Raw genomic sequence first — 25029 nt, 5'->3', positions numbered from 1 at the left:
TAAAAATGTGATCACTGCCTTCCCTAGTTCTCTAGGGGAGGTAGTGATTTTTAGGATGTAAATAAAAAGTTGAGAGAATTATCTGCGATTCGGTATGGTTACTGATGAAGTGCAGGGGTAGGACTCTTTATATAATTTCCGGTCAAATAAATTGCATTCGTTTTCCCAAGTGGGTATACTAGTATAGTTGAATGAAAAATTCTGAAAATTTAAGAATAGAAAAGAGAACAAATCTTATGGCAAAAGATATTCGTGTCTTACTTTACTACCTTTATACTCCAATTGAAAATGCAGAGCAATTTGCGGCAGACCACTTGGCTTTCTGTAAATCAATCGGTCTCAAAGGCCGTATCCTAGTCGCTGACGAGGGAATTAACGGAACCGTTTCAGGTGACTACGAAACAACTCAAAAATACATGGACTACGTTCACAGCCTCCCAGGCATGGAAGACCTCTGGTTCAAGATTGACGAAGAAAGTGAACAAGCCTTCAAAAAGATGTTTGTTCGCTACAAGAAAGAAATTGTCCACCTTGGTTTGGAAGACAACGACTTTGATAATGACATCAACCCACTTGAAACAACAGGTGCTTACTTGTCTCCAAAAGAGTTCAAAGAAGCCCTTCTTGATGAAGATACAGTAGTTCTTGACACACGTAACGATTACGAGTACGACCTAGGACATTTCCGTGGGGCTATCCGCCCAGACATCCGCAACTTCCGTGAGTTGCCACAATGGGTCCGTGACAACAAGGAAAAATTCATGGATAAGCGTGTTGTGGTTTACTGTACAGGTGGCGTTCGCTGTGAGAAATTCTCAGGTTGGATGGTTCGTGAAGGCTACAAAGATGTTGGCCAATTGCACGGAGGAATCGCTACTTACGGTAAAGACCCAGAAGTTCAAGGTGAACTTTGGGATGGGAAAATGTACGTCTTTGACGAGCGTATCGCAGTTGATATCAACCATGTCAACCCTACCATCGTAGGAAAAGACTGGTTTGATGGAACGCCATGTGAACGTTATGTCAACTGTGGAAATCCCTTCTGTAACCGTCGTATCCTAACATCAGAAGAAAATGAAGACAAGTACCTTCGTGGATGCTCACACGAGTGCCGTGTTCACCCTCGCAACCGCTATGTTTCAGAAAATGAATTGACACAAGCAGAAGTTGTTGAGCGCCTAGCAGCTATCGGTGAAAGCTTGGAAACAGTGGTAGCTCAGTAATAAGGAGAGATCCTAATGGAAAAGTTTTGCGTTTATGGTAAATTAATTGCCAAAGAAGGAAAGGCGCAGGAACTTGCTGCTTATATGCAAGAAGTTGTTAAAGAAATGCAAAATCTTGATACTTGTTTCTGCTATATCTTAGGAGAGAAAGCAGACGAACCCAACAGCATCTATATTTATGAGGTTTGGGAGAGCGAGCAAGCTCACAATGACAGTCTGACCTTGGAAGTTTTTCAAAATCTCATTGCAAAAGCTAGACCCATTATTGCAGGCATAGAAAATTTGTATAAGCTGACTATTTTTGATGGTAAGGCAAGTTTGTAAATTCCTAAGAAAAGGGAAGAGTTTCTGTTAAATAGTAAATACCAAAAACTTTAGATGCTTCAAGCGCCCAAAGTTTTTTCATTATTTATTTGAAGCTTAGATTTTCATTATTAAGGTTTTGATTTTTTGTCCTTTCTTTTTGATGTGATATAATGAGCTTAAATAAATGGGAAAGGAGCAGGTCTATGTCTAAAGCTATCATGGAAGAAGTGGCAGCCTATCTGCGTCAGCATGCAGATGAAGAGCTGAGTCTGACCGATTTGGCTGAGCATTTCCATTATAGTCCTTTCCATCTATCCAGAACTTTCAAGAAAAAGATGGGATTTTCTATCAAGCAATATGTGGAAGCTCTTAAGATGGAAAAAGGGATTCAGGAGATTGTAGAAGGCCAGCAAAATGTGACTGAGACCTCTATGGAAGCTGGTTATGATAGTCTAGGCAGTTTTTCCAATACTTTTAAGCGGCATACTGGACTTTCGCCTAAAAAATATTATCAGGAATCAACCAAGGCTTATGATTTTATGGTCAAACAGTTGGATGAGAAGGGAGCTTTCTTGCATCAGGATCCCGACTGTAAAAGTGGCAATCGCTTGACCGTGACGCTATCTTATCCTGAGGGGTATGAACCACGCATTAGCTGTATCGGGCTTTTTAAAACCCGCATACCTAAAGAAGAGCCAGTTATCGGAGTAGCACTGAGTCAGGAGAGACGGTTTACTTTTGAAAATGTACCGGATGGCCACTACTATCTTTTGGCCTGTGAATTGCTGGAGGATTTACGCCTAACTAAAAACTATGTCTTGAAGCATAACTTTCGCTGGGGCAGCGATGAGCCTCTCACTTTTTCAGGCGATAGCATCTATCAGGAGGAAATCATCATGCGCAGGCCCTTGCCCAGCGATCCACCTATTACAGTTAATCTTCCAGTTTTAATCATGCGTTCCCTAGCCAAACAAGCGCAATTGAGAATAAGAAAATTTTTATCTTAATTGATAAACTGATACTAGAGATTTATTCTCAGCTATAAAAAATTGGAGGAACAATAATGAAATTAGACGTGTTTTTAAGTTTTAATGGTCAGGCCGAAGAAGCTTTTCGTTTTTATGCAGATCTTTTTCAGACAGAGATAAAGGGACTTGCCCGAGCCAGTGAGATGATGGATCCAGCAGATCTTCCTGCAGAAAAACGGGATAAGATTGCCTGGATTGCCTTAGATACGGTGAACTTGACACTCAATGGTGAGGATGTAGGTGTTTTTAATGACCTATCTATTCCTAGCAATCATCAGCCCAATCAATGGTTAGTTCTGAGTCCAGATAGTAGAGAAGAAGCCGATGAGCTCTTTGCTAAGCTTGCTGAAGGTGGACAAATTCTCTATCCTTTAGAGGAACAAGCTTTCGCAGAGTTTTATGGTCGCTTGATTGACCGTTTTGGCATCGGCTGGGATGTGATGAAATGAGGCAGAAGGATGGCTTATAGTGAATCCCTAGCCCAGCAAGTCCGTGCCATTTTAGCTACTGAACTTCCTCCTCATGTTTTTGAAGAAGAGGTAGAAGAGAAGAAGATGTTTGGTGGTTTAGCTTTTATGGTCCGCGGTAAGATGACCGTGACTGTGAGTTCAGAAAGAGATCAGGATCTTGTCATGGTACGCATCGGTAAGGAAATGGAAAAGCAGGTCCTGCCCCAAAATGGTGCCAGTGTGACTTTAATGAAGGGTAGGCTTTATTATGGCTATATTGATTTAGATGGTGAAGCACAAAAAGAACTGTCTTACTGGATCAATCTAGCTTTGTCCTACAATCAGGAGCTGGCACAGCAGGATAAAAAGTAAGAAGAGCTCAGAATGAGTTTTTGCTTTCTTAGAAGTTCATTCATTGCTTTTTTATGAAATTCAGATATATTCTTAGAATATGTATTGATTTTGTGACTTTAATTAGCAAGATTTTATGAAAATAAATCCTATACGAAGAAATGATACTAAGAAGGAACATGTAGGCAATTAAATTGATAAGCAAATTAAAAAGATCTACAATCATAAAAAGATATATGAGATTATAAAGAAATACTTACCTTTAGTTATACGCGTAATATAGACGAAATGCTTGAACATCTAAGTTACGATTCCAATTATTCGTGTAGATACTTTGATAATAAGGAAGAAAAAATAAAATTTTCAAAGATTCAATTTGTAATAATTGATAAGGAAGAGGTTATTTTTGTCTCATCATCTTATGCGTCTTATCCATATTCTTTGAAAGGAATTGGTGGGGGTATTTAGAAAATATTTTGAACAAGCATGGCAGTTAGCCACAAAATTAAAGTCGGATAGCAATATAGATAAGGACAGTATAAGCTATATAGAATTTACTTATAGAAAATGAAGACGATTCCTTTGGTCGTCTTTATTGCATTTCTAGGGTGTGTGAATACCGATTACTTTTAGTCTGCTGAATGTCAAGCAATTTTTAGGGGCTGTTTTTCTATGCTTTTTATCTAAAAATCTAAAATTTGTTTCTGTATCTTTCAGGAAAATAGGTTATACTGTATGTAAACGATTTCAAAGGAGGCCGGTTATGGCGAAAACATTTTTTATCCCAAATAAAGAAAGCATTCTAGGACAACAGGAGGTCTTGACTGCTAAGTCTATCTTGGCCTTGGTGGAGGGACTGGAGTCACACAGTTATGATGCGGTCTATCTCCGTCAGCCCCTCAATCGTCTCGAGTATATCGAGTGTGGGATTGTAGGCCAGTCGCAATTTCTCTTCAAGGTGAACTATGCGGATAGTCGAAAAGGTTATCAAGTGGTGATTCCAGACTTCCTTACCAGAGCGGACTGGGAGATTGTAGAAGCTCTCCTCCAAGCCCTATCGAGCAAGTTGGGGCAAGTGGTAGAAGGGCTAGAAGACTTTGAGTTTGAAGCTTATTTCCGACAAACGGTCAAGCATTATCTAGCTGACAAAGCAGCTCGTCTAGCATATTGCCAAGGACTCTTGTCCCCTATCTACCTCAACAAGGAATACCTCGAGAGCTTTTTGGCCGAGGATGGATTGGCACATTTTGCAGAGTTGGTCAAGAAGGTTCAAGGCTCTGATGCCTACCTTGCCAGTGTGAAATTTTACCCAGACGCCCAAGGTAAGGTGCACGGTATCTATCACCTAGCCCAGGGAGTCAAGACGATTTTGCCCAAGGAACCCTTTGTACCGGCGCACTATACTGAGCAGCTAGCAGGCAAGGAACTTGTTTGGGAGATTGACCTAGTGGCGATTTCTGGTGATGGTTCAAAAGCAGAAGACTACGAATCCATCGCTCGCTTGGACTATGTAAGATTCCTAGAGTCGCTACCAACAGCATTTTATCAGCAACTAGATGCCAATCAACTAGAAGTACAAGCCATTTTGGGAAAAGACTTTGAAGAATTGGCAAGCATAGAGTAGGCCTTGTTTAAAAAATAGTTAGTATAAAAAATCCCTGTCATTGGTCAATGGCAGGGATTTTGGTTAAAAGAAGGTCAGGATGCGAAGGTAGTCTACTGTCAGCGCGAGCTCTGCAATGAAGAAGGGGAAGAGAATAGCGCCATCAAGTAAGACAGCTAGCAAGAATCGATAAAATGGGTCAAGGCTACTGGTCTTACTTGGCTTGCTAATCACAAAGAGATTTCCAAGGGCAAAGATGGCCATGCTTAGAAGAGTGAGGATGCCAGCAAATCGTAAGCCACCAAAGAGTGCAAAGAAACTTGCTAGAGCTGTTAAGACAAGCGGGATAGCAAAGAGTCGGCTGTAACGATTGCAAGCTTCTTGGAATGTGAAGTCGTTCTCCTGGTCCAGCACACGTCGAACAGTAAAGCCTCCCAAAATGATAGAAAAGTAAAATAGAGCGCTAGCGACCAAGATAGAAAGTCCAGCAAAGAGATCTAAAGGTGGGAGCTGGTTAGGTAAACTATTGGCAATAGAGGCCATATAGCCATAGTAGAGGTGCTTGATATGATAGATACTAAAGAAAAGATTAATAGAAGACAGCAAGGTGAGTAGGGCAAAGACACTGTAACGATGCTTTTGGTCCGTATTCTTGCTGGCAGTTGGTTCTTGGATAGCGTCCAGCAGCCAAGTCCAAAATAGTGCGATTTCTTCTTTGAATCGAGCAGTTTTGCGGGGGTCAATATCTGGGATGTAAGGACTCTCTAAAGCCTTGCTGAGGATGCTTTTTTCTTTTGCAGGTTTTTCTTGCTTGTGTTCCTCTTCAGCTTTCCCTTCTCCCTCTTCCTCGGTTTGGGTTTCCTCAATCATTTCGGGAGCTTCCTCCTCATGCGTTTCCATCTCTTTGGGTGAGACAGGTGTTTCTTCGCTTACTTGTGGTTCATCTTCCACAGTTTCCGAAGTCTCTGGCTCGTTGGGCTGGATTTCTGATTTTGTCTGAGGTGATTTCTTCTCAAGATCGGCACTTTCAAACCATTCTTGTGTCATGGTGGAACCTCCTTTTTTATGGTCGTTTTCTATCTTTAGACTAGCAGATGAAAGCGTTTTTGTCAATGATTTCTAGATGGAGAAGAGTGCTCTTCTTTAGGTAGGTAGATATCTTGGTTGGCTTTTGCAATAAGCAGGTCCTTGACATCTGCTTTGTCTGTCTTGTATGGGTTGGCAAGTTCATTCTCTTTTTGTCCACGATGTTCTTCTTTGGGTTTATGATAGATACCACCATGCTGAGAAGAAAGATCTAGATTGATACGGTCAGTCTCTTTCTGGGAGAGAATGAGGTTTAGAGTGGAATGGGCCTCTAGCTCAACCTTGCCGTGGACCTTGATATTCTCAGCATAGATGTGTTCCCTTTCCGTCTTGACCTGGCTATCTGTCAATTCGGTATCAAAGATATTGATGATATGAGGTGTCGTTAGTGTGCTGTTCTTGATAGAACTTTCTGTTAGTCTTAAGAGATAGCCTTTTGTTTTGATTGTCGCATTTTCAAGATTGGCTTGACGAATATTAGTTTGTCCACGATTGGCTGAGACGGTGATTGCTTGCAGCCTTCTTCCTTTAGGGAGGGAGAGAATGACTTCGTCAAAACGGTTAGAATAACTGCTGGCAATACGAAGTAGGCCTTCGATTCCTGAACCGAGAAAACGATGTTGGGAGGCTTGTTTGTCAGTGACGCTCAGTGTTTTGTCACTCATGCCAGTAGTCAGATCGTGACGACCAGACACGGAAGGATGATAGGTGATGTGGATCTTGTCATCTACAGACTCTGTGATGGTTAGGCTATGTTCCTCAAGGGCTAAATCAAGTTTTTCCACTTCATTTCCAAAGGTCACTTCTTCGATACGATTGTCATAGACGGGGTCTTTTGACATGGCAAGCAAACTTTGAATACCATTGGACTGCGCGCCTACAATGATCATGATAAAACCAAGGATTGTAGAAACCACACCAAAGATGAGAAATCCTTTTGTCAATTTACGCATGTCTGTCACCTCTCTTTCCTTTTTTAAGAATCCATTGCACCAAGCGGACGATCAGGAGCCCAAAGAAACGAGCTACATAGGAGATGCCCAGTAGAACAAGAGAAGAAGCACCGATAGAAAGCAAACCGGCCCCAAAAATCAAGATAAAGGCAGATTTGGCTTCGACTAGGACACTAAAGCTCTCTACGATAAAGAGTCCGCCCAGTAGGATACCTGTCACAGAGACGGTAAAGAAGGCTAGAATGACGGAGGCGGCTGCGATAATAATACCGATGATGGCCATGAGGATGCCGATCCCGACCGGAATTCCGATAGGAGCTACTAGCAGGGCCAGGAGGGCAATGTGTAGCAGTTGACGGTCATTCTTTTGAGCAGGGGCTTCATTGACTTTTTTATCGAGAAGATCAGAGAGGACATCATGGGCAGCTTCTTTTGGTGTTCCCAGACTGGCAATGAGTTCCTCTTCGCCCTCTGAACCCGCATCGTCAAATAGTTCCTTAAAGTAGTCCATAGCTTCGATGCGGTCAGCTTCAGGCAGTTTATGGAGATAGGTTTCTAACTGAGTCAGATAGTCAGTTCTTGTCATGGCGGATACTCCCTTCTATGATGCCGTTGACGGTGTCGGTATAGAGCATCCACTCTTCCTTTAGAGTAACGAGCTGCTCTACGCCCCGATTGGTCAAGGAGTAGTATTTGCGCATACGCCCCTGAAACTCTCTAGAGTAGGTGGTGAGAAAGCCACTGGCTTCCAATTTTTTGAGAATGGGATAGAGCGTAGATTCTTTGATATTGGCGATGAGTTTAATGGTTTGGCTAATCTCATAACCATAAGAATCCCCCTGCTCCAGTACAGCCAAGATGAGAAACTCGATCAAGGCAGAGGATGTTGGGAAGTACATGGGAAACCTCCTTTATATTATATAAAAATTTTATATATACTCTTTTCAAATATATTGTATCTCAAGTTGAAAGCCCTGTCAAGAAATATGTGTAAAAATTTTATATATAAAAAAACTCCTAGTAAAAACTAGAAGTTTAAAGGATCTTATCCGCCCGATCCACCATAAAGAGTGAGATAGTCATGATGATATCAATGGCTAGAAGGGCAAGGACAGCTGGGATCCAAGATTGGAAAAGTTCAAAACTATAACCAAACAAGGCAGGTCCAAAAGCAGCTAAGATGTAGCCCCCTGTTTGCGCTAGTCCTGATAGCTGAGCTGTCTTTTCAGGAGAACTGGTTTTAAGAGAAAAGCAAACCATGAGGTAGGGGAAAAGGGCACTGCAGGCCGTTCCAATCAAGAGATGGACGACTAACCAGTAGAGGAAATTATTGGCTGGATACAAGAGCATGGCAATTCCCATCATACCAGCGATAGAGATAATTGCCAGCATGATTCGACGATGACCATCTGACAGACGAGTTGTCAGACTTGGAACAGTCATTGAAAAAGGAATGCTGATTAGTGAGAAAATAGAGGCGAGGAGAGCCGCATCGCTATTAGAAATACCAGCACTAACAGCCATAGTTGGCAACCAAGTCATACTTGTATAAAAGAGCAAGGATTGAAGCCCGCCAAAGATAATGATAGCCCAGACATCTTTACTTTTTAGAATATTCTCTTTGACTTGCATTTCTTTTTGGCTTTCTAGGTGGTGGTTGTGGCGATGATTTGGCAACCAGACTAGCAGAGTGACCAAGCAGAGAAAGCTGAGAACGAGGATGAGGCCCTTCCAGGAACTAGCTTGGGTGATAGGGACCGAAAGATAAGAAGCGATGGCTGTCGAAATTCCCATGGCAGTGACATAGAGAGTTGTTAAGAAACTAATCTTTTGAGGCTGATTTGCCTGGATCATACTTGGGAGGAGTACATTGAAGATCGCAATGCTTGCTCCGATGATCAGAGTCCCTAGATAGAGAAGGGGAAGATTGAAAATCCGAATGACAGAGCCAACAGTTAAGAGGAGGAGACAGTAAGTAAAGAGATGTTCCAACCCGATTTTTTGTGCCAAGCGGCTTGCAAAAGCAGAGAAAAGAGCAAACATCAAGAGAGGGAGACTGGTTAAAATCCCAAGAGAGCTAACCTCCACTCCTAGTCCCTGAGCGATATCTCCTAAAATGGTTGGAAGAGCAGTAAAAGGAGAGCGTAAAACGGTCCCGATTAAGACAATTCCTAGAACAAAAAAGAGTGATTGTTTTTTCATAAAAACCTCGATAGGATGATTTTAATAACAGCTTATTTTAAGGTTTTTTCCTTATAATGTCAAGTAATGACAGCCAAGACAGATCAATCAATGGAAGTGAAAATAAAGTGAAAAGGGATAGATTTCTTTACTAGAATTTTCCTTGATTTGATATAAAAATAGGAAACTAGGAAATTTTGTGATAAAATAGTGGAAGGAAATCTATACATTGGAGAAAAACTGTGCCTGAAAAGCAAAAAATCAGCGTCTTGATGTCGGTCTATGTAAAGGAAAATCCGACGTTTTTAAGAGATGCTATCAAAAGTGTTCAAAACCAGACCTTGAAACCGAGCGAACTTGTTCTTGTTGAGGACGGCCCGCTCACACCCGAACTCTATCAGGTGCTAGATGAAGTGGAAGCTCAGTCAGACATTCCAGTGAAACGTTGCCCCTTAGAACAAAATCAAGGTTTAGGCTTGGCTCTTCGATACGGTGTTTTACAGTGCCAGTATGACATTATTGCCCGCATGGATACGGATGATTTAGCCGTTCCGGATCGTTTTGAGAAACAGCTTCAGCTAATGGAGAAAGAAGATCTCGATCTCTTAGGTGGGCATATCGCAGAGTTCATTGACAATCCAAATGAGATTGTGTCTTATCGTCGTGTTCCAACTCAGCACGCAGACATTGTAGCTTATCAGAGAATGAGAAGCGCCTTTAACCATATGACAGTCATGTTCAAAAAGGATATGGTCCTCAAGGCGGGTAACTATGAAGATGGCCTTTACATGGAGGATGACCTCCTTTGGCTCAATATGATTGTTGCAGGTGCCAAGACTGGGAACCTAGATCAAATCTTGTGTAAGGTTCGTGTCGGTGCAGGTATGTTTGAGCGTCGAGGTGGCTTGCGTTACCTTAAACTCTATCGTCAAGCTCGCCAAAGGATGCTTGAGCGAGGGCAAATTTCTTACATGGAATATGCTAAAAGTGTAGCCATTCAGGCAATTGTTGCACTTTGTCCAGGCTTTGTACGTCAGTTTATCTTCGTCAAACTTTTAAGAAAGAGAAAGTAAGCCCCGATAGACTGAATGATTCAGGTTATCATAACAACAGTATCATCTGACTCTTTTAAGGGGGAGTAAATTCCTATGAATAAAAAACTAACAGATTATGTGATTGATCTGGTTGAAATTTTAAATAAACAGCAAAAACAAGTGTTTTGGGGGATATTCGATATTTTGAGTATGGTGGTTTCCATCATCGTATCTTATATCTTGTTTTATGGCCTTATAAATCCTGCGCCTGTGGATTACGTCATCTACACTCTTTTAGCCTTCCTCCTCTATCAAATCATGATTGCGTTTTGGGGGCTAAATGCTAGTATCAGTCGTTATAGCAAGATTACGGATTTCATGAAAATCTTTTTCGGAGTGATGCTCAGCAGTGTTCTTTCTTATGGAATCTGCTATGCCTTTCTGCCATTGTTTTCTATCCGTTTCATCGTACTCTTCATTTTGTTGAGTACCTTCCTCATCTTGCTTCCTCGTATCACTTGGCAGCTGATTTATTCTAAGCGCAAGCAAGGTAGTGGAGATGGTGAACATCGTCGTACCTTCTTGATTGGTGCTGGTGATGGTGGTGCCCTCTTTATGAACAGCTACCAACACCCAACTAGCGACCTTGAGCTAGTGGGGATTTTGGATAATGATGAAAAGAAAAAGGGGCAAAAACTAGGTGGAATCCCAGTCCTAGGCTCTTATGACAATCTACCTGAATTGGCCAAACGCCACCAAATCGAGCGTGTTATCGTAGCGATCCCTTCGCTTGACCCATCAGAGTACGAACGCATCTTGCAGATGTGTAATAAGCTAGGCGTCAAATGTTACAAGATGCCTAAGGTTGAGACAGTCGTTCAAGGACTCCATCAATCAGGTAGTGGCTTCCAGAAAATTGATATCACAGACCTTTTGGGCCGTCAGGAAATTCGTCTCGACGAATCGCGTCTGGGTACGGAGATTACAGGTAAGACCATCCTGGTGACAGGGGCAGGTGGTTCGATTGGTTCAGAGATTTGTCGTCAGGTTAGTCGCTTCAATCCAGAACGTATCGTCTTGCTTGGACATGGTGAAAACTCAATCTATCTCGTTTATCATGAATTGATCCGTACATTCCAAGGGATTGATTATGTTCCTGTTATTGCAGATATTCAGGACTATGACCGACTCTTGCAGGTGTTTGAGCAGTACAAACCAGCCATTGTCTACCATGCTGCAGCCCACAAGCACGTTCCGATGATGGAGCGCAATCCAAAAGAAGCCTTCAAGAACAATATCCTCGGGACTTACAATGTTGCCAAGGCTGTTGATGAGGCCAAAGTACCTAAGATGGTCATGATTTCGACTGACAAGGCGGTCAATCCACCGAACGTTATGGGTGCAACTAAGCGCGTGGCAGAATTGATTGTCACTGGCTTTAACCAACGTAGTAAATCAACCTACTGTGCAGTTCGTTTTGGGAATGTTCTCGGTAGTCGTGGTAGCGTGATTCCTGTCTTTGAACGTCAGATTGCTGAAGGTGGTCCTGTAACGGTGACAGACTTCCGTATGACACGTTACTTCATGACCATTCCAGAGGCTAGCCGTCTAGTAATCCATGCTGGTGCTTATGCCAAGGACGGAGAAGTCTTTATCCTCGATATGGGCAAACCAGTTAAGATCTATGACTTGGCTAAGAAAATGGTCCTTCTAAGTGGGCACACGGAAAGTGAAATTCCAATCGTTGAGGTTGGTATCCGCCCAGGTGAAAAACTCTATGAGGAACTCCTGGTTTCGACCGAATTGGTTGATAACCAAGTCATGGACAAGATTTTCGTTGGTAAGGTAAATGTCATGCCTCTAGAAGCTATTGATCAAAAGATTGAAGAGTTCCGTTCACTCAGCGGAAATGAGCTTAAAGAAGCAATCATTTCCTTTGCAAATGAGACAACCCATGCTGAGTAAGAGGGTCTATCTACTTTCATAATGAAACAGCTATAGCCAGTTTTCTGAGGAAATCAGAAAGCTGGTTTTTAGAATAGCAAACTAGAGATGGATCCACCTACCACATGAAAATTTCCCTCATTAAAGAAATCCGTGGCAGTTAGAAGATGTATAGATATGCGACAGTGTGATAAAGCGTTTTCTAATTCGAGAAAAATTATAGAATAGTAACTGTTGAGATCGAGAGAAATCCTTGCATACTCCATTGACTTGGTGTCCCAATAGACCTTGTAAATTATGATAAACTATACAAATAAAAATAAAGGAGATTATTGTATGTTTAATGCTTATAGGAACTTTTGGAAGGGTTATGTAAACTTTACTGGTCGTTCGACTCGTTCGGAGTACTGGTGGATTTATTTTACGAACTTATTAATCTGTCTTCCTGCTTATACGAAATATCATGCTGCAGTGTCAACTCGTCCGTATAACATGGAGGCAATTCGTAGTTTACAAGCTATGGGTGGTTTTTACCTCTTTTTAGCGGCTATTCTCATGTTGCCTTCTATCGCTGTGACTGTTCGCCGCTTACGAGACGCTGGTTTCCACTGGGCCTTTATCTTCATTGCTTTGGTTCCTATCGTTGGACCGATTGCTCTTATTGTGATGCTTGCTTGGCCAAGTAAGAAGGATGAAGATGCAGATACTGAAGAACAGGATCAAATTACTGCTTAAGCATAGAGTTGATTCCTTCTGATAGTAACAAGATATAAAAAAATACTCCTCAACCTAGTTCACTAGAGTTAGGAGTATTTTTGTATGGTTAGAGCTGGCTAATGATATCGTCAATGGTACAGGCAATCCAGTCGGGCTGATAGCTGAGCAAATCAGCCTCTTCTCCAAATCCCCAAGTAACAGCAAACTTTTTAATACCAGTTTCTTGGGCTCCAATCATATCAAACTTGGTATCCCCAATGATGAGGACTTGGTCTGCATGGAGTTGATGCGTTTGCAAGGCGTAACGGATGACATCCGCCTTGTGTGGCGTTTCAGGACTAGAGCCGTAAATGCCATCAAAGAAATGATGAATTCCCAGATTTTTAGTCATATCATGAGCAGTAGGAGTATTCTTTGTTGTAGTGATGTAGAGAGGGTAGTTTTGCGAAAGTTCTTGGAGCAATTCCGTTATTCGGGGGAAGAGTTGGGCTTCGTGGATCCCTTTTTCCTTGTAGTAAGAACGGTAGATTTGAACAGCCTCCGAGATTTGCTCCTTGGGAAGACATGTTGCGAAACTACTTTCAAGTGGCGGTCCCATAAAACCACGAATGGTTTTGGCATCAGGGCTTGGAACTCCTAGCTCTTTAAAGGTATAGGTAAAGGCATTGTGGATCCCGAGGGAACTGTCAACCAGAGTTCCGTCTAGATCAAAAAAGATTGCTGAGATAGAGGGCATAGTTTCTCCTAATAGATAAGCTTATTCTCCGAAGATTTCTTTTTGTAGGCGACGACCAGTAGGTGTGGCGGCGAGTCCGCCCTCAGCTGTTTCACGAAAGGCAGTTGGAAGGCTCGATCCGACCTGATACATGGCATCGATGACTTCGTCAACAGGAATTTTAGACTCGATACCTGCCAAGGCCATATCAGCCGCGATAAAGGCAAAGCTAGCCCCCATGGCATTGCGTTTGACACAGGGAACTTCAACCAAACCAGCGACGGGGTCGCAGATGAGGCCCAGCATATTTTTAATGACAAAGGCGATGGCTTGGCTAGCTTGATAGGGCGTTCCACCTGCAGCCAAGGTCAAGGCTGCGGCACTCATGGCAGATGCAGAACCAACCTCGGCCTGACAGCCACCTTCAGCACCTGAGATAGAGGCATTGTTTGCGATAACCAATCCAAAGGCACCAGCAGCAAAGAGGAAATCCAGCTGTTCTTCATGACTAAGGTCTAGTTTTTGGATAGCAGCAGTGAGAACGGCTGGCAAACAACCAGCACTTCCTGCGGTTGGAGTGGCGCAGACCAAGCCCATCTTAGCATTGTGTTCATTGACCGCGATGGCATTTCGAGCTGCTGATAGGATGGTAAAATCTGCCAAGGCCTTGCCACTTTTGAGATGGCGATCTAGCTTGGCCGCGTCTCCACCTGTTAGGCCACTGCGGGATTTGTTTTCACTAAGACCGAGCTCAACGGAGGCTTTCATGACTTCTAGATTGCGTTCCATGAGGAGGAGAACCTCGTCTCGGCATCGGCCGGTCAGTTCATATTCTGTCGCAATCATGAGCTCTGCAACATTTCCTCGGAAGTCTAGATCCGCCTGCTCGACCAATTCTTTGATAGAATAAAACATGTTTCCTCCTACTTAAAGAAATTGACATTGTGGAGATGAGGGATTTTTCGGATTTCTTCAATCGCCTCTTCGCAACTTCGACTATCGACTTCGATAATCATGATGGCTTTTTCTCCAGCTTTTTCCCGAGTCACATTCATCTGGGCGATATTGATATCAAAACGAGAGAGGGCTTCTGTGACATGGGCAATCATACCTGGAATATCCTGATGTACGATGATGATAGTCGGGGTATTCATGTTGAGAGAGACGGCAAAGCCATTGAGTTCTGTGACCTGGATATTTCCCCCACCAATGGAAATCCCTGTCACACTAATGGATTTGTGTTCATTCTTCACAGTAATTTTAGTGGTATTAGGATGAGGGGCATTGCTGTCTTTCTGAATGGTCCAGACAATCTTGATACCGCGTTTATGGGCAATCTCGAGGCTATTTGGAATATCAGGATCGTCCGTATCCATACCTAATATACCAGCGACGAGAGCAAGGTCAGTTCCATGACCACGGTAGGTCTTGGCAAATGAGTTAAATAATTGAAATTCTACCTCTGTTGGCGTATCGTCAAAGATGGATGAGACGATTTTTCCGATACGAACGGCACCAGCAGTATGACTACTTGATGGGCCAATCATAACTGGTCCGATAATGTCAAAGACAGATTGAAAACGAAGTGAGTGCATCTGTTTCCCCTTACAAAGATTCTTATATCTATTATATCAAAGAATGGACCGCTACGCTTATTTCCCTTATCAAAAGCTTAAAATGATTAAAGTTAGTATAAAACAAGGTCTTTTGTGACAAAAACCTCCTTAAAACGGTAAATATAAAACATTTTTGTAATATTTCTACATAAAACCGTTAAACAACGGTAACATTTAAAAGGTATCATAAATATATCCAATGGAAGGAGAATTTTTAGATATGTCATTAACAACTAAAAAAATTAAAACAACTATCGCAGGAGTAGCAACTTTGCTTGCTTTCTTTGCTCCATCACTTGCATCTGCCCAAGAAACTGTAACTTACACAGTTAAATCAGGTGATACTCTTTCAGAAATCGCTGAGAAGTACAACACAACTGTTGAAAAATTGGCAGCAAAAAATAACATCAAAGATATTCACCTTATCTATGTTGACCAAGTTTTGGTTATCGAAGGAACAGCTCCATCGACAGCAACTGCAACCGCTGCAGCTTCAACAACAACTTATGAAGCACCAGCAGCTGCGGAAGAAACTGCAGAAGAAGTAACTGAAACAACAACCTATGAAGCTCCAGCTGCACCTGCAGCTCCAGCAGCAGAAAGCAACACCGCAGCAGCTTCTACTGTAAGTGGTTCTGAAGCAGAGGCCAAAGAATGGATCGCTCAAAAAGAATCCGGTGGTAGCTACACTGCTACAAACGGACGTTACATCGGACGTTACCAATTGACAGATTCATACTTGAACGGTGACTACTCAGCTGAAAACCAAGAACGTGTAGCAGATGCCTACGTTGCAGGACGTTACGGTTCATGGACAGCTGCCAAGAACTTCTGGCTTAACAACGGTTGGTATTAAGAACTAGCTAACAGAAAAATATGTAAAAGTCGAGGAAATCCCTCGACTTTTTTATATTTCCTTTGGTTGATGATAGGTCTCTACTTCTTTTTTGAGATGAGATAGCATGGAGGTTTCATCGGTTAGTTCCAGAAGGGAGAAACCTTTTTGGATAAGTTTAGAATCATCCGTACAAATCCCAATACGGACATAGCAGATAGCAAGCCTATCGTAGCTTTTCTTGTTCTTGGCATCTTCTAGTAAAGTATAGCATATTTGTTTACACATATTTCTATCTTGATTGTATAAGTAAATGGTGGAGAGGTTGAGTAGGATTGCCATTCGCAAGTCATATAAATGTTGATAGTTTTTATAGACTTCTAAGCGTTGCAAGATTTTTTCAGTGATGAGATGGATATGTTCTATAGGAAAGGTAAAGAGAATGGTATTGAGAATTTTTAAGTCATTCTCGTACCAAGTGTCCTGCTTTTCTATCTTCTTCCATAGCTTCTTTACAGTATTGTTAACTTCGATTGACAGTTTTTTAGTCCCATTTTGGCGAATATAGATAACAATTTCTAGCATATCTCGTATCTCTTTGATGGGGAGGTCGTGGTGAGTTTTGATGTAGTCTTGACATTTTTGAAATAGTTTTTTGATTTTATTAGTTCCTAGGATTGAGCTCATATTGAGATAGGTTTGCATAATTTCTGTGCGTTGACTTGGTTGATAAAGTTGACAGATATATTCAAACTCTTCAAAACTCATATTGACTTGTCGGAGAAGAAACTCCATATTCTCATATTTAGGAGTTGTTTTCCCGCTTTCGATTTTTGATAGGCTGGTTCTGGAAAGGACGCTACCACAGACATCTTCTTGGGTTAATCCTTTTGACTCACGGATGTCTTTATATACTTTTCCGAAATCATAGCGCATGTTCTCCTCCTTGTTCGTGAAAAAAGTTAACAGAAAATAGAAACTGATTAAAAATATTGTATCATAGTAGTATAAAAAGTAAAAAAGAAATCTAAAATAAATTTGTGAAAAAAGGGAACAAATTCTACGACTAAGATGATAAAGTGCTAAGGAGGTACTTTTATGAAAAAAATCAGTAATTTCTGTATGTTACTCCTGCTTTTGTGTACCACTTTTTTTGTTTTTAATATAAACTACACACGAGAAGTGGTGCGGATTCGGGAAATGGGAAAGACTGTAGATTCTTTGGATTTGTATTTGAAAGATATTAATGAACCTGCAGTATCTGTTCTTCGATTTTTTGAGGATGTATCAAAGGAGTACAAAGTCTCCATCATCAAAACAGACAGTGGTGATGAAGTAATCAAGTCTGGTGTTTTTGATAAAGATACCTTCCCCTACCAAGAGTTTGGGATTTCTTCTCTTGATTTTACCACAGATGGTGAGGGAGTTTACAGTAATAAGGAAATTTCCAATAAACTTGGTACGATTCCGACCTTTCTAAAAGCCAAGCCTATTCAGCTTATGACTTTTCAAACCTATATCAAGGATACATCTCGTAGTTTAAATGGTCGCTATACGATAACTTCTACACAAGAGATGGACAAGGATAGGATTGTACAGAAATGGAGCGATTTTTTCAAGATAGACCAGGCTACCTTGCTAGAGTCGACCTATAAAAGTGCAGTGGAAGTCATAAATCGAGATTTGCTTTTATCTGCCATTGTTTTTGTCTTGGCTATTTTACTTCTTGTGTTAGTGACAGTGTATCAACCGATGATGGAGATGAAAAGAGTTGGGGTACAAAAATTACTTGGTTTTCAAGATCGGGCTGTTTTAGCTGATGTTGTGAAAGGCAACCTCTACCTCCTACTAGGTGGGACGCTTGTGATCAATCTAGGAGTGTTTTTCTTGCTTGATTACAAGCCAAAAGATTTGTTCCCTATGTTATGGTTGTCGCATTTTTTGCTTTTGCAACTTTATCTCTTTATCAGTTGGTTGACTTACCTCTTAATCCAAAAAATGACAATCAGCTCTCTGCTGAAAAGCTTTTCATCTTTTAAATTTGGTTTACTCTTTAATTATTTGATGAAAATTGGAACTACTATTTTACTGACAGTCTTGCTAGTTGGGGTAGGAAAAAGTTTGGAGCAAGAAAACAAAGAGTTGGATTACCAGAAACAGTGGATCAGTCAAGGAAATTATCTGACCTTGGAAACTTTCCAACTCAATGATAACCTGTGGCAAGAGCAGTTGGCAGGCTCAGGGCAGGCAGTGGATTATTTCTATCGATTTTATCTGGATTTGGTAGAAAAAACGCAGGCGGGCTATGTGCAAACTAGCAACCTGCCTATAAAAAATTTTGCCACTGCAGAACAAGTGCAGCGGTATCAACTGGCTGATATGCTAACTGTTTACTATGCCAATCGTCATTTTTTAGAAAGTCAGGGATTCAAGTTACCAGATACCGGCGCAAAAAAAGTTATTTTGATGCCAGCAAGTACGAAAGGTGAAGAAGATAAAAATCAGCTCTTGGGGAAATTAATTGCCTATCTTTCGATGAAGTATGAAGAGCAGCAAAAACGAACGATAGAGGAGATGGATGTCGAGATTGCCTATTATGAAGGAGATTGGTCGTTCTTTCCATATAGTGATAAGCGAAAGGAAAATCTCTACAATCCAATTATTAGCTTGGTCAATGATTCTGATATGATGTGGGATGAAAAAGCTCGCCTGTCAACAACAGGTTTAAATAACCCGATTAAAATCGAAAATACGGCTCAACACCAAAAAGAGGTGACAGCGTTAGTTGAGAAATTATCAGATGGGAATTATTTAAAATTTTCATCTATTCAAGCCATTCAACAAGAGAAAGTAGATTCTTATCGAGATGCTGTTCGGAATTTCAACATACTCTTTGCTTTGGTTGGTCTTCTTAGTATGATGATTTCCTACTTCTTACTAGTGACAACTTTCTTGTTGAAGCGAACAGATATTATTACCAAGAAGTTTATGGGTTGGAAATTGATAGATCGGTATCGTTCCTTGCTGGGTCTTCTATTAGCCGTTTATAGTCTTCCTTTTATGGTTTTGCTATTCTTTACACAGGCACTTTTCCCGCTCCTACTTTTTGCAGGATTTACAGGCTTAGATATCCTATTTGTGCTTTTCTTGGGCTCTAAGATGGAACAAAGAAATGTAGTGCAGTTATTGAAAGGGGATCACTTATGATAAAGTTGGAAAATGTTACGAAAACCATTGGGAAAAAAGTTATTTTGGAGAACTTATCTCTAAAGATTAACCAAGGAGATTTAGTTGCCATTGTTGGGAAAAGTGGCAGTGGCAAGTCAACCTTGTTAAATCTCTTGGGTTTGATAGATGGCGATTACAGTGGACATTATGAAATTTTCGGTCAGCAAAATGTACCTGTCAATTCTGTTAAGTCGCAAGCGATTATCCGCGAACATATCTCCTATCTGTTTCAAAACTTTGCTCTGATTGATAATGAAACGGTAGAGTATAATCTCATGCTCGCTCTAAAGTATGTAAAATTATCCAAGAAGGACAAAGTCAAAAAGATAGAAGAAATTTTAGAGAGAGTGGGATTGTCATCAACCCTACATCAGAAGGTTTCAGAGTTATCTGGAGGGGAACAGCAACGAATCGCAGTTGCTAGAGCCATTTTAAAACCGAGTCAGCTCCTGTTAGCAGATGAACCAACCGGCTCTCTAGACCCTGAAAATCGAGATTTGGTTTTAAACTTTCTCTTAGACATGAACAAGGAAGGGAAAACGGTCATTATCGTTACCCACGATGCCTATGTAGCTCAACAATGCCATCGAGTCATTGAATTGTGAAAGAGAATGTGGCGAGTTCATTGATTTCTTCATCTTACCTGTAATTGGGCAATTGTATTTTTAAAAACTCAAATAGTATAAATAAGCTTATTATGTGTAAAAATATATCATATAATAAGCTTTTTATTGATTTAAATGAAATAAAATACAGTTTTTCCTTGACAAACGAGAATGGGAAGAGTATTATTTATACAATAACAAAGTATAAAAATAAAAGGAGGCTCTTCTATGAATAAAGTGAAGAAGGTGTTGATGACGATGTTTGGTTTGCTTATGTTTCCCTTATTATTTGCTTGTAGTAACACTCAATCCCAAGGTGTTGAAGCCATTAAGGCTAAAGGAAAATTGGTGGTGGCCCTAAATCCAGAGTTTGCTCCATTCGAATACCAGAAATTGGTCGATGGGAAAAATCAGATTGTAGGTTCAGATGTTGAGCTAGCCAAAGCCATCGCAAAGGAACTAGGTGTAGAAGTGGAGCTCTCTCCAATGAGTTTTGACAATGTACTAGCTAGTCTTGATTCAGGTAAGGCCGATCTTGCCATATCAGGTGTTTCTAAAACGGAAGAGAGAAGTCAGGTTTACGATTTTTCAATTCCCTACTACACTTCGAAAAATAAGGTTATCGTAAGAAAATCTGAATTAACGAATTACCAATCAGTCCAGGATTTGGCTCAGAAAAAGGTTGGAGCGCAGAAAGGTTCTATCCAGGAAACTCTGGCTAAAGAAACCTTGCAGGATTCTTCTCTCGTTTCACTTCCTAAAAATGGAAATTTGATAACAGATTTGAAATCAGGGCAACTAGATGCGGTTATCTTTGAGGAACCAGTGGCGAAAGGATTTGTAGAGAATAATCCAGACCTAGCCATCGCTGAGTTTGATTTTGACAATGACAAAGAAGATTCCTACGCTGTTGCGATGAAAAAAGATAGTAAGGAATTGAAAGAAGCGGTTGACAAAACCATCCAGAAGTTGAAGGATTCTGGGGAGTTGGACAAATTGATTGACGATGCTTTTAAAGCCTCTATCGAAAAATAGAAAGAAGGAAGAGAAATGAGTAAGGAAAAAGTCATTTTAGCCTATTCAGGTGGATTGGATACATCAGTTGCTATTACATGGTTAAAAAAAGACTATGATGTGATCGCTGTTTGTATGGATGTGGGTGAAGGAAAAGATTTGGAGTTCATCCACGATAAAGCTCTCAAGGTTGGGGCTGTAGAGTCTTATGTCATTGATGTTAAGGAAGAATTTGCAAATGACTATGTTTTAGTGGCCCTTCAGGCTCATGCTTACTATGAACAGAAGTATCCCTTGGTATCTGCTCTGAGTCGCCCTCTTATTTCAAAAAAACTCGTTGAAATAGCTCATCAGACGGGGGCAACCACAATTGCCCATGGTTGTACAGGTAAGGGAAACGACCAAGTTCGGTTTGAAGTCTCTATCGCAGCTTTGGATCCCAATCTAAAGGTAGTTGCGCCTGTTCGTGAGTGGAAATGGTCTCGTGAAGAAGAAATCCAATATGCCAAAGAAAATGGCGTCCCAGTTCCAGCTGACCTTGACAATCCTTACTCTGTCGATCAAAATCTTTGGGGACGCGCAAATGAATGTGGTGTCTTGGAAAACCCTTGGAACCAAGCGCCAGAAGAAGCATTTGGAATCACATCTTCGCCAGAAGAGGCACCAGACAGTCCAGAATTTATTGACATTGAATTTAGCTGCGGGGTGCCCATCTCCCTCAATGGTGAGAAGATGAAAGTGGCTGCTTTGATTCAAAAGCTCAATGAAATTGCGGGCAAACACGGTGTCGGTCGTATTGACCATGTGGAAAATCGCCTAGTCGGTATTAAGTCAAGAGAGATTTATGAGTGCCCAGGTGCTGTGACCTTATTGGCAGCTCATAAGGAGATTGAGGACTTGACTCTTGTGAGAGAAGTGGCTCATTTCAAACCCATTATCGAAAATGAGTTGTCCAATCTCATCTATAATGCCTTGTGGTTTAGCCCAGCAACTCAGGCTTTGATTGCCTATATCAAGGAGACACAGAAAGTTGTCAATGGAACTGCAAAAGTTAAACTTTACAAGGGAAACGCCCAGGTAGTGGCGCGGAAATCTCCAAATTCTCTTTACGATGAAAATTTGGCGACTTATACTAGTGCGGATACTTTTGACCAAGATGCGGCTGTTGGTTTTATCAAGCTTTGGGGGCTTCCGACTAAGGTTTATTCAGAAGTTCAGAAAAATGTTGAGTAGTGACGCGATAGAAAGGGACGACAGGATATGCCGAAAAATACAAAATTATGGGGTGGTCGATTTGAAGGCACTGTGGAAGAGTGGGTAGAACAGTTCGGTGCGAGTATTTCCTTTGACCACCAGCTGGCAAAATTTGATTTGATGGGTTCCCTAGCTCATGTTCAAATGCTAGGACAGACTGGTATTTTAAGTTTGGAAGAGGCAGAGCAGATCCAAGATGGTCTGCAAGCTTTGTTGCGAGATTTAGAGGCGGGAGAGCTTCATTTTGATATTGCAAATGAAGATATTCATATGAATATGGAAGTGTTGCTGACAGAGAAAATCGGTCCTCTGGCTGGGAAACTACACACGGCCCGTTCTCGGAATGACCAAGTCGCAACGGATATGCACTTATATCTAAAGGAGCAGCTTGGGCATGTCTTGGATAAGTTGGCGAATCTGAACAGTGTTTTGCTGGATTTGGCTGAAAAACATGTGGAAACCATCATGCCAGGCTATACCCATTTGCAGCACGCCCAACCGATTAGTTTTGCCCACCATCTCATGGCTTATTACAATATGTTTCAAAGGGACAGCGAGCGTTTTGCATTTAACCTGAAACATACGGACCTATCTCCACTGGGTGCGGCTGCCTTGGCGGGGACAACTTTTCCAATCGATCGTCAATTATCGAGTGATTTACTGGGTTTCCAACAACCCTATACCAATTCCTTGGACGCAGTGAGTGACCGTGATTTTATCTTAGAATTTCTGTCAAATGTCAGTATTTTGATGATGCATATGAGTCGTTTTTGTGAGGAAATCATCAATTGGTGCAGTTTTGAGTATCAGTACATTAGCTTGTCTGATAGCTTTTCAACGGGTTCATCAATCATGCCCCAGAAGAAAAATCCTGATATGGCGGAATTGATTCGAGGGAAGACAGGACGAGTTTACGGGCACTTGCTTGGACTATTGACCGTCATGAAGTCTTTGCCTCTGGCCTATAATAAGGATTTGCAAGAGGACAAGGAAGGCATGTTTGATACAGTAGAAACGATTTTAAATTCTCTGGATGTGTTGGCAGGTATGCTATCGAGCATGCAGGTTAATCAGGCCAAAATGCAGCAATCCACAGAGAATGATTTTTCGAATGCGACCGAACTGGCAGATTATTTGGCTGAGAAAGGACTCCCCTTTAGAGAAGCGCATGAAATAGTAGGGAAATTGGTTCTAGACTCTATCAAGCATGGTAAAAATATCCAAGATTGGGATTTGAAGGAGTTGCAAGCCTACCATCCCTTGATTGAAGAGGATATTTATATCTACTTGCGTCCAGAAACCGCTGTTCAGAGACGGAATTCCTTAGGAGGAACTGGCTTTGAGCAAGTGAAATACCAGATAGAACAAGCGAAGAAAGAACTTAAAGGGGGAAATTGATTCGTTTGTAAAGTAAGAAAGAGAGGTTGAGATGATTTATCAGCCTCTTTCTTGTCTTCTCCAACCAAGCGTGTTATAATGAATACTGCTCAAGCGACCTTCAATCGTTAAAGCACACACGACCTTCAATCGTGAACAAGTCATTTCGTTTATCTTTTATTACGTTGTTAACTCGTCTTGCCTAACTCAAGTTATGCCTGCGACTCGTTGCCTAGTACTAAAAGCAAACGAAATAACTATACTCAAATAAATTCTATTGAAAGTCATAGTAAATAGAATTTTGAGGGGTATAAATAAACGAATAGATGGGAGACTTACCATGAGTGATAACTCTAAAACACGTGTTGTTGTGGGGATGAGTGGTGGTGTTGATTCGTCGGTGACGGCTCTCTTGCTTAAGGAGCAGGGCTACGATGTGATCGGTATCTTCATGAAGAACTGGGACGACACAGATGAAAACGGCGTCTGTACGGCGACCGAAGATTACAAGGATGTGGCTGCGGTGGCAGACCAGATCGGCATTCCTTACTACTCTGTCAATTTTGAAAAAGAGTACTGGGACCGCGTTTTTGAGTATTTCCTAGCGGAATACCGTGCAGGGCGCACGCCAAATCCAGATGTTATGTGTAACAAGGAAATCAAGTTCAAGGCCTTTTTGGACTATGCTATGACCTTGGGTGCAGACTATGTAGCGACTGGGCATTATGCTCGAGTGGCGCGTGATGAGGATGGCATCGTTCACATGCTTCGTGGCGTGGACAATGGGAAGGACCAGACCTATTTCCTCAGTCAACTTTCGCAAGAACAACTCCAAAAAACCATGTTCCCATTGGGGCATTTGGAAAAGCCTGAAGTACGAATACTAGCAGAAGAAGCAGGTCTTGCGACTGCCAAGAAGAAAGATTCAACAGGGATTTGCTTTATCGGAGAAAAGAACTTTAAAGAATTTCTCAGCAACTACTTACCAGCTCAGCCTGGTCGCATGATGACTGTGGATGGTCGCGATATGGGTGAGCATGCTGGCCTGATGTACTATACAATCGGTCAGCGTGGCGGACTCGGTATCGGTGGGCAACACGGCGGTGACAATGCCCCTTGGTTCGTTGTTGGAAAAGACCTGAGCCAGAACATTCTCTATGTAGGCCAAGGTTTCTACCATGACTCGCTTATGTCAACTAGCTTAGAAGCCAGTCAGGTCCACTTTACTCGTGATATGCCAGAAGAGTTTACCCTAGAATGTACGGCTAAATTCCGCTACCGTCAGCCTGATTCTAAGGTGACTGTACATGTCAAAGGAGACAAGGCAGAGGTCATCTTTGCGGAACCGCAACGTGCCATCACACCAGGACAGGCAGTTGTCTTTTACGATGGCGAAGAGTGTCTAGGTGGCGGTTTGATTGACAATGCTTATCGAGATGGACAGGTTTGTCAGTACATATAGATTGACAAATTTTCTCAATTTGCTACAATAATAAAAGCAATAGAAATG

General features: G+C 41.6%; 25 protein-coding genes. 16 read left to right on the top strand and 9 right to left on the bottom strand.

Annotation, left to right across the window (positions count from 1 at the left end; genetic code table 11):
* Positions 1–236 precede the first annotated feature (236 nt).
* From trhO to SORDD25_RS08000, 6 genes are all read left to right on the top strand, one after another.
* Positions 237–1223, top strand: a complete 987-nt coding sequence (gene trhO / locus SORDD25_RS08025) for an oxygen-dependent tRNA uridine(34) hydroxylase TrhO (protein ID WP_061853279.1) — start codon at positions 237–239, stop codon at positions 1221–1223.
* 15 nt (positions 1224–1238) lie between these two features.
* Positions 1239–1547, top strand: coding sequence for a putative quinol monooxygenase (locus tag SORDD25_RS08020; RefSeq protein WP_061853278.1), 309 nt, complete (start codon positions 1239–1241; stop codon positions 1545–1547).
* A 185-nt stretch (positions 1548–1732) separates the two neighbouring features.
* Positions 1733–2536, top strand: coding sequence for a helix-turn-helix transcriptional regulator (locus SORDD25_RS08015; protein WP_061853277.1), 804 nt, complete (start codon positions 1733–1735; stop codon positions 2534–2536).
* A 56-nt stretch (positions 2537–2592) separates the two neighbouring features.
* On the top strand, positions 2593–3006 hold the full coding sequence (locus SORDD25_RS08010; protein WP_061853276.1) for a VOC family protein: 414 nt from the start codon (positions 2593–2595) through the stop codon (positions 3004–3006).
* Positions 3007–3015: 9 nt separating this feature from the next.
* Complete coding sequence (locus tag SORDD25_RS08005) at positions 3016–3378, top strand: TfoX/Sxy family protein (RefSeq protein ID WP_061853275.1); 363 nt, start codon at positions 3016–3018, stop codon at positions 3376–3378.
* Between the two features lie 742 nt (positions 3379–4120).
* Positions 4121–4981, top strand: coding sequence for a DUF4299 family protein (locus SORDD25_RS08000; protein ID WP_061853274.1), 861 nt, complete (start codon positions 4121–4123; stop codon positions 4979–4981).
* Between the two features lie 63 nt (positions 4982–5044).
* Here SORDD25_RS08000 and SORDD25_RS07995 read toward each other — a convergent pair whose 3' ends face one another.
* The 5 genes from SORDD25_RS07995 to SORDD25_RS07975 all read right to left on the bottom strand — a co-directional run bounded on the left by SORDD25_RS07995 (position 5045) and on the right by SORDD25_RS07975 (position 9201).
* Positions 5045–6007: a DUF6574 domain-containing protein gene (locus SORDD25_RS07995; protein WP_061853273.1), complete on the bottom strand. Its 963-nt coding sequence runs from the start codon at positions 6005–6007 to the stop codon at positions 5045–5047.
* Positions 6008–6069: 62 nt separating this feature from the next.
* A complete protein-coding gene (locus SORDD25_RS07990) occupies positions 6070–6999 on the bottom strand; it encodes a DUF4097 family beta strand repeat-containing protein (RefSeq protein ID WP_061853272.1) in 930 nt (309 codons plus the stop codon).
* Positions 6992–7585 carry a DUF1700 domain-containing protein gene (locus SORDD25_RS07985; RefSeq protein WP_061853271.1) on the bottom strand — a complete coding sequence of 198 codons (594 nt, stop codon included), beginning with the start codon at positions 7583–7585 and terminating at the stop codon, positions 6992–6994. The genes SORDD25_RS07990 and SORDD25_RS07985 overlap by 8 nt, the downstream gene beginning before the upstream one ends.
* Positions 7572–7898: a PadR family transcriptional regulator gene (locus SORDD25_RS07980; protein WP_061853270.1), complete on the bottom strand. Its 327-nt coding sequence runs from the start codon at positions 7896–7898 to the stop codon at positions 7572–7574. The genes SORDD25_RS07985 and SORDD25_RS07980 overlap by 14 nt, the downstream gene beginning before the upstream one ends.
* Positions 7899–8034: 136 nt before the next feature.
* Complete coding sequence (locus SORDD25_RS07975) at positions 8035–9201, bottom strand: CynX/NimT family MFS transporter (protein ID WP_061853269.1); 1167 nt, start codon at positions 9199–9201, stop codon at positions 8035–8037.
* 221 nt (positions 9202–9422) lie between these two features.
* Between SORDD25_RS07975 and SORDD25_RS07970 the strand changes: the two genes are divergently transcribed.
* The 3 genes from SORDD25_RS07970 (at position 9423) to SORDD25_RS07960 (ending at position 12893) form a co-directional block, all read left to right on the top strand.
* Entirely contained in the window at positions 9423–10253 is an 831-nt protein-coding gene (locus SORDD25_RS07970) for a glycosyltransferase (protein ID WP_061853268.1), read from the top strand.
* 75 nt (positions 10254–10328) lie between these two features.
* Entirely contained in the window at positions 10329–12179 is a 1851-nt protein-coding gene (locus SORDD25_RS07965; RefSeq protein WP_061853267.1) for a nucleoside-diphosphate sugar epimerase/dehydratase, read from the top strand.
* 315 nt (positions 12180–12494) lie between these two features.
* Positions 12495–12893 carry a DUF805 domain-containing protein gene (locus SORDD25_RS07960; RefSeq protein ID WP_061853266.1) on the top strand — a complete coding sequence of 133 codons (399 nt, stop codon included), beginning with the start codon at positions 12495–12497 and terminating at the stop codon, positions 12891–12893.
* 88 nt (positions 12894–12981) lie between these two features.
* On the opposite strand, the gene SORDD25_RS07955 is transcribed toward SORDD25_RS07960, so the two are convergent.
* The 3 genes from SORDD25_RS07955 to sdaAB are packed head-to-tail and all read right to left on the bottom strand — an operon-like array spanning position 12982 to position 15185.
* On the bottom strand, positions 12982–13611 hold the full coding sequence (locus SORDD25_RS07955; protein WP_061853265.1) for an HAD-IA family hydrolase: 630 nt from the start codon (positions 13609–13611) through the stop codon (positions 12982–12984).
* Between the two features lie 21 nt (positions 13612–13632).
* The gene (sdaAA, locus tag SORDD25_RS07950; protein ID WP_061853264.1) at positions 13633–14505 is read right to left on the bottom strand and encodes an L-serine ammonia-lyase, iron-sulfur-dependent, subunit alpha; all 873 of its coding nucleotides are present in this window, start codon (positions 14503–14505) and stop codon (positions 13633–13635) included.
* An 8-nt stretch (positions 14506–14513) separates the two neighbouring features.
* Positions 14514–15185: an L-serine ammonia-lyase, iron-sulfur-dependent subunit beta gene (sdaAB, locus tag SORDD25_RS07945; protein WP_061853263.1), complete on the bottom strand. Its 672-nt coding sequence runs from the start codon at positions 15183–15185 to the stop codon at positions 14514–14516.
* Positions 15186–15426: 241 nt separating this feature from the next.
* Here sdaAB and apf point away from each other — a divergent pair, with 241 nt between their 5' ends.
* The gene (gene apf, locus SORDD25_RS07940; protein WP_000060322.1) at positions 15427–16062 is read left to right on the top strand and encodes an aggregation-promoting factor; all 636 of its coding nucleotides are present in this window, start codon (positions 15427–15429) and stop codon (positions 16060–16062) included.
* A gap of 51 nt (positions 16063–16113) precedes the next feature.
* Here apf and SORDD25_RS07935 read toward each other — a convergent pair whose 3' ends face one another.
* Positions 16114–16977 (bottom strand): helix-turn-helix domain-containing protein, encoded by an 864-nt coding sequence (locus SORDD25_RS07935; protein WP_061853262.1) that lies wholly within the window; start codon positions 16975–16977, stop codon positions 16114–16116.
* 162 nt (positions 16978–17139) lie between these two features.
* On the opposite strand from SORDD25_RS07935, the gene SORDD25_RS07930 reads away from it, so the two are divergent.
* The 6 genes from SORDD25_RS07930 to mnmA all read left to right on the top strand — a co-directional run bounded on the left by SORDD25_RS07930 (position 17140) and on the right by mnmA (position 24981).
* On the top strand, positions 17140–19248 hold the full coding sequence (locus tag SORDD25_RS07930) for a bacteriocin-associated integral membrane family protein (RefSeq protein ID WP_061853261.1): 2109 nt from the start codon (positions 17140–17142) through the stop codon (positions 19246–19248).
* Positions 19245–19874, top strand: a complete 630-nt coding sequence (locus SORDD25_RS07925) for an ABC transporter ATP-binding protein (RefSeq protein WP_061853260.1) — start codon at positions 19245–19247, stop codon at positions 19872–19874. Before SORDD25_RS07930 ends, SORDD25_RS07925 begins: the two co-directional genes overlap by 4 nt.
* 228 nt (positions 19875–20102) lie before the next feature.
* Positions 20103–20909, top strand: a complete 807-nt coding sequence (locus SORDD25_RS07920; protein WP_061853259.1) for an ABC transporter substrate-binding protein — start codon at positions 20103–20105, stop codon at positions 20907–20909.
* 15 nt (positions 20910–20924) lie between these two features.
* Positions 20925–22121: an argininosuccinate synthase gene (locus SORDD25_RS07915; protein WP_000031904.1), complete on the top strand. Its 1197-nt coding sequence runs from the start codon at positions 20925–20927 to the stop codon at positions 22119–22121.
* Between the two features lie 27 nt (positions 22122–22148).
* Positions 22149–23540, top strand: coding sequence for an argininosuccinate lyase (gene argH / locus SORDD25_RS07910; protein WP_061853258.1), 1392 nt, complete (start codon positions 22149–22151; stop codon positions 23538–23540).
* Between the two features lie 319 nt (positions 23541–23859).
* Positions 23860–24981 carry a tRNA 2-thiouridine(34) synthase MnmA gene (gene mnmA / locus SORDD25_RS07905; protein WP_061853257.1) on the top strand — a complete coding sequence of 374 codons (1122 nt, stop codon included), beginning with the start codon at positions 23860–23862 and terminating at the stop codon, positions 24979–24981.
* Positions 24982–25029 lie beyond the last annotated feature (48 nt).

Origin of the sequence: Streptococcus oralis (assembly GCF_001579525.1) — a bacterium.
In the GTDB taxonomy this organism is placed as follows: domain Bacteria; phylum Bacillota; class Bacilli; order Lactobacillales; family Streptococcaceae; genus Streptococcus; species Streptococcus oralis_M.
Note: the sequence above shows the minus strand (reverse complement) of the source record. Positions and strands in the feature narration are given on the sequence as shown.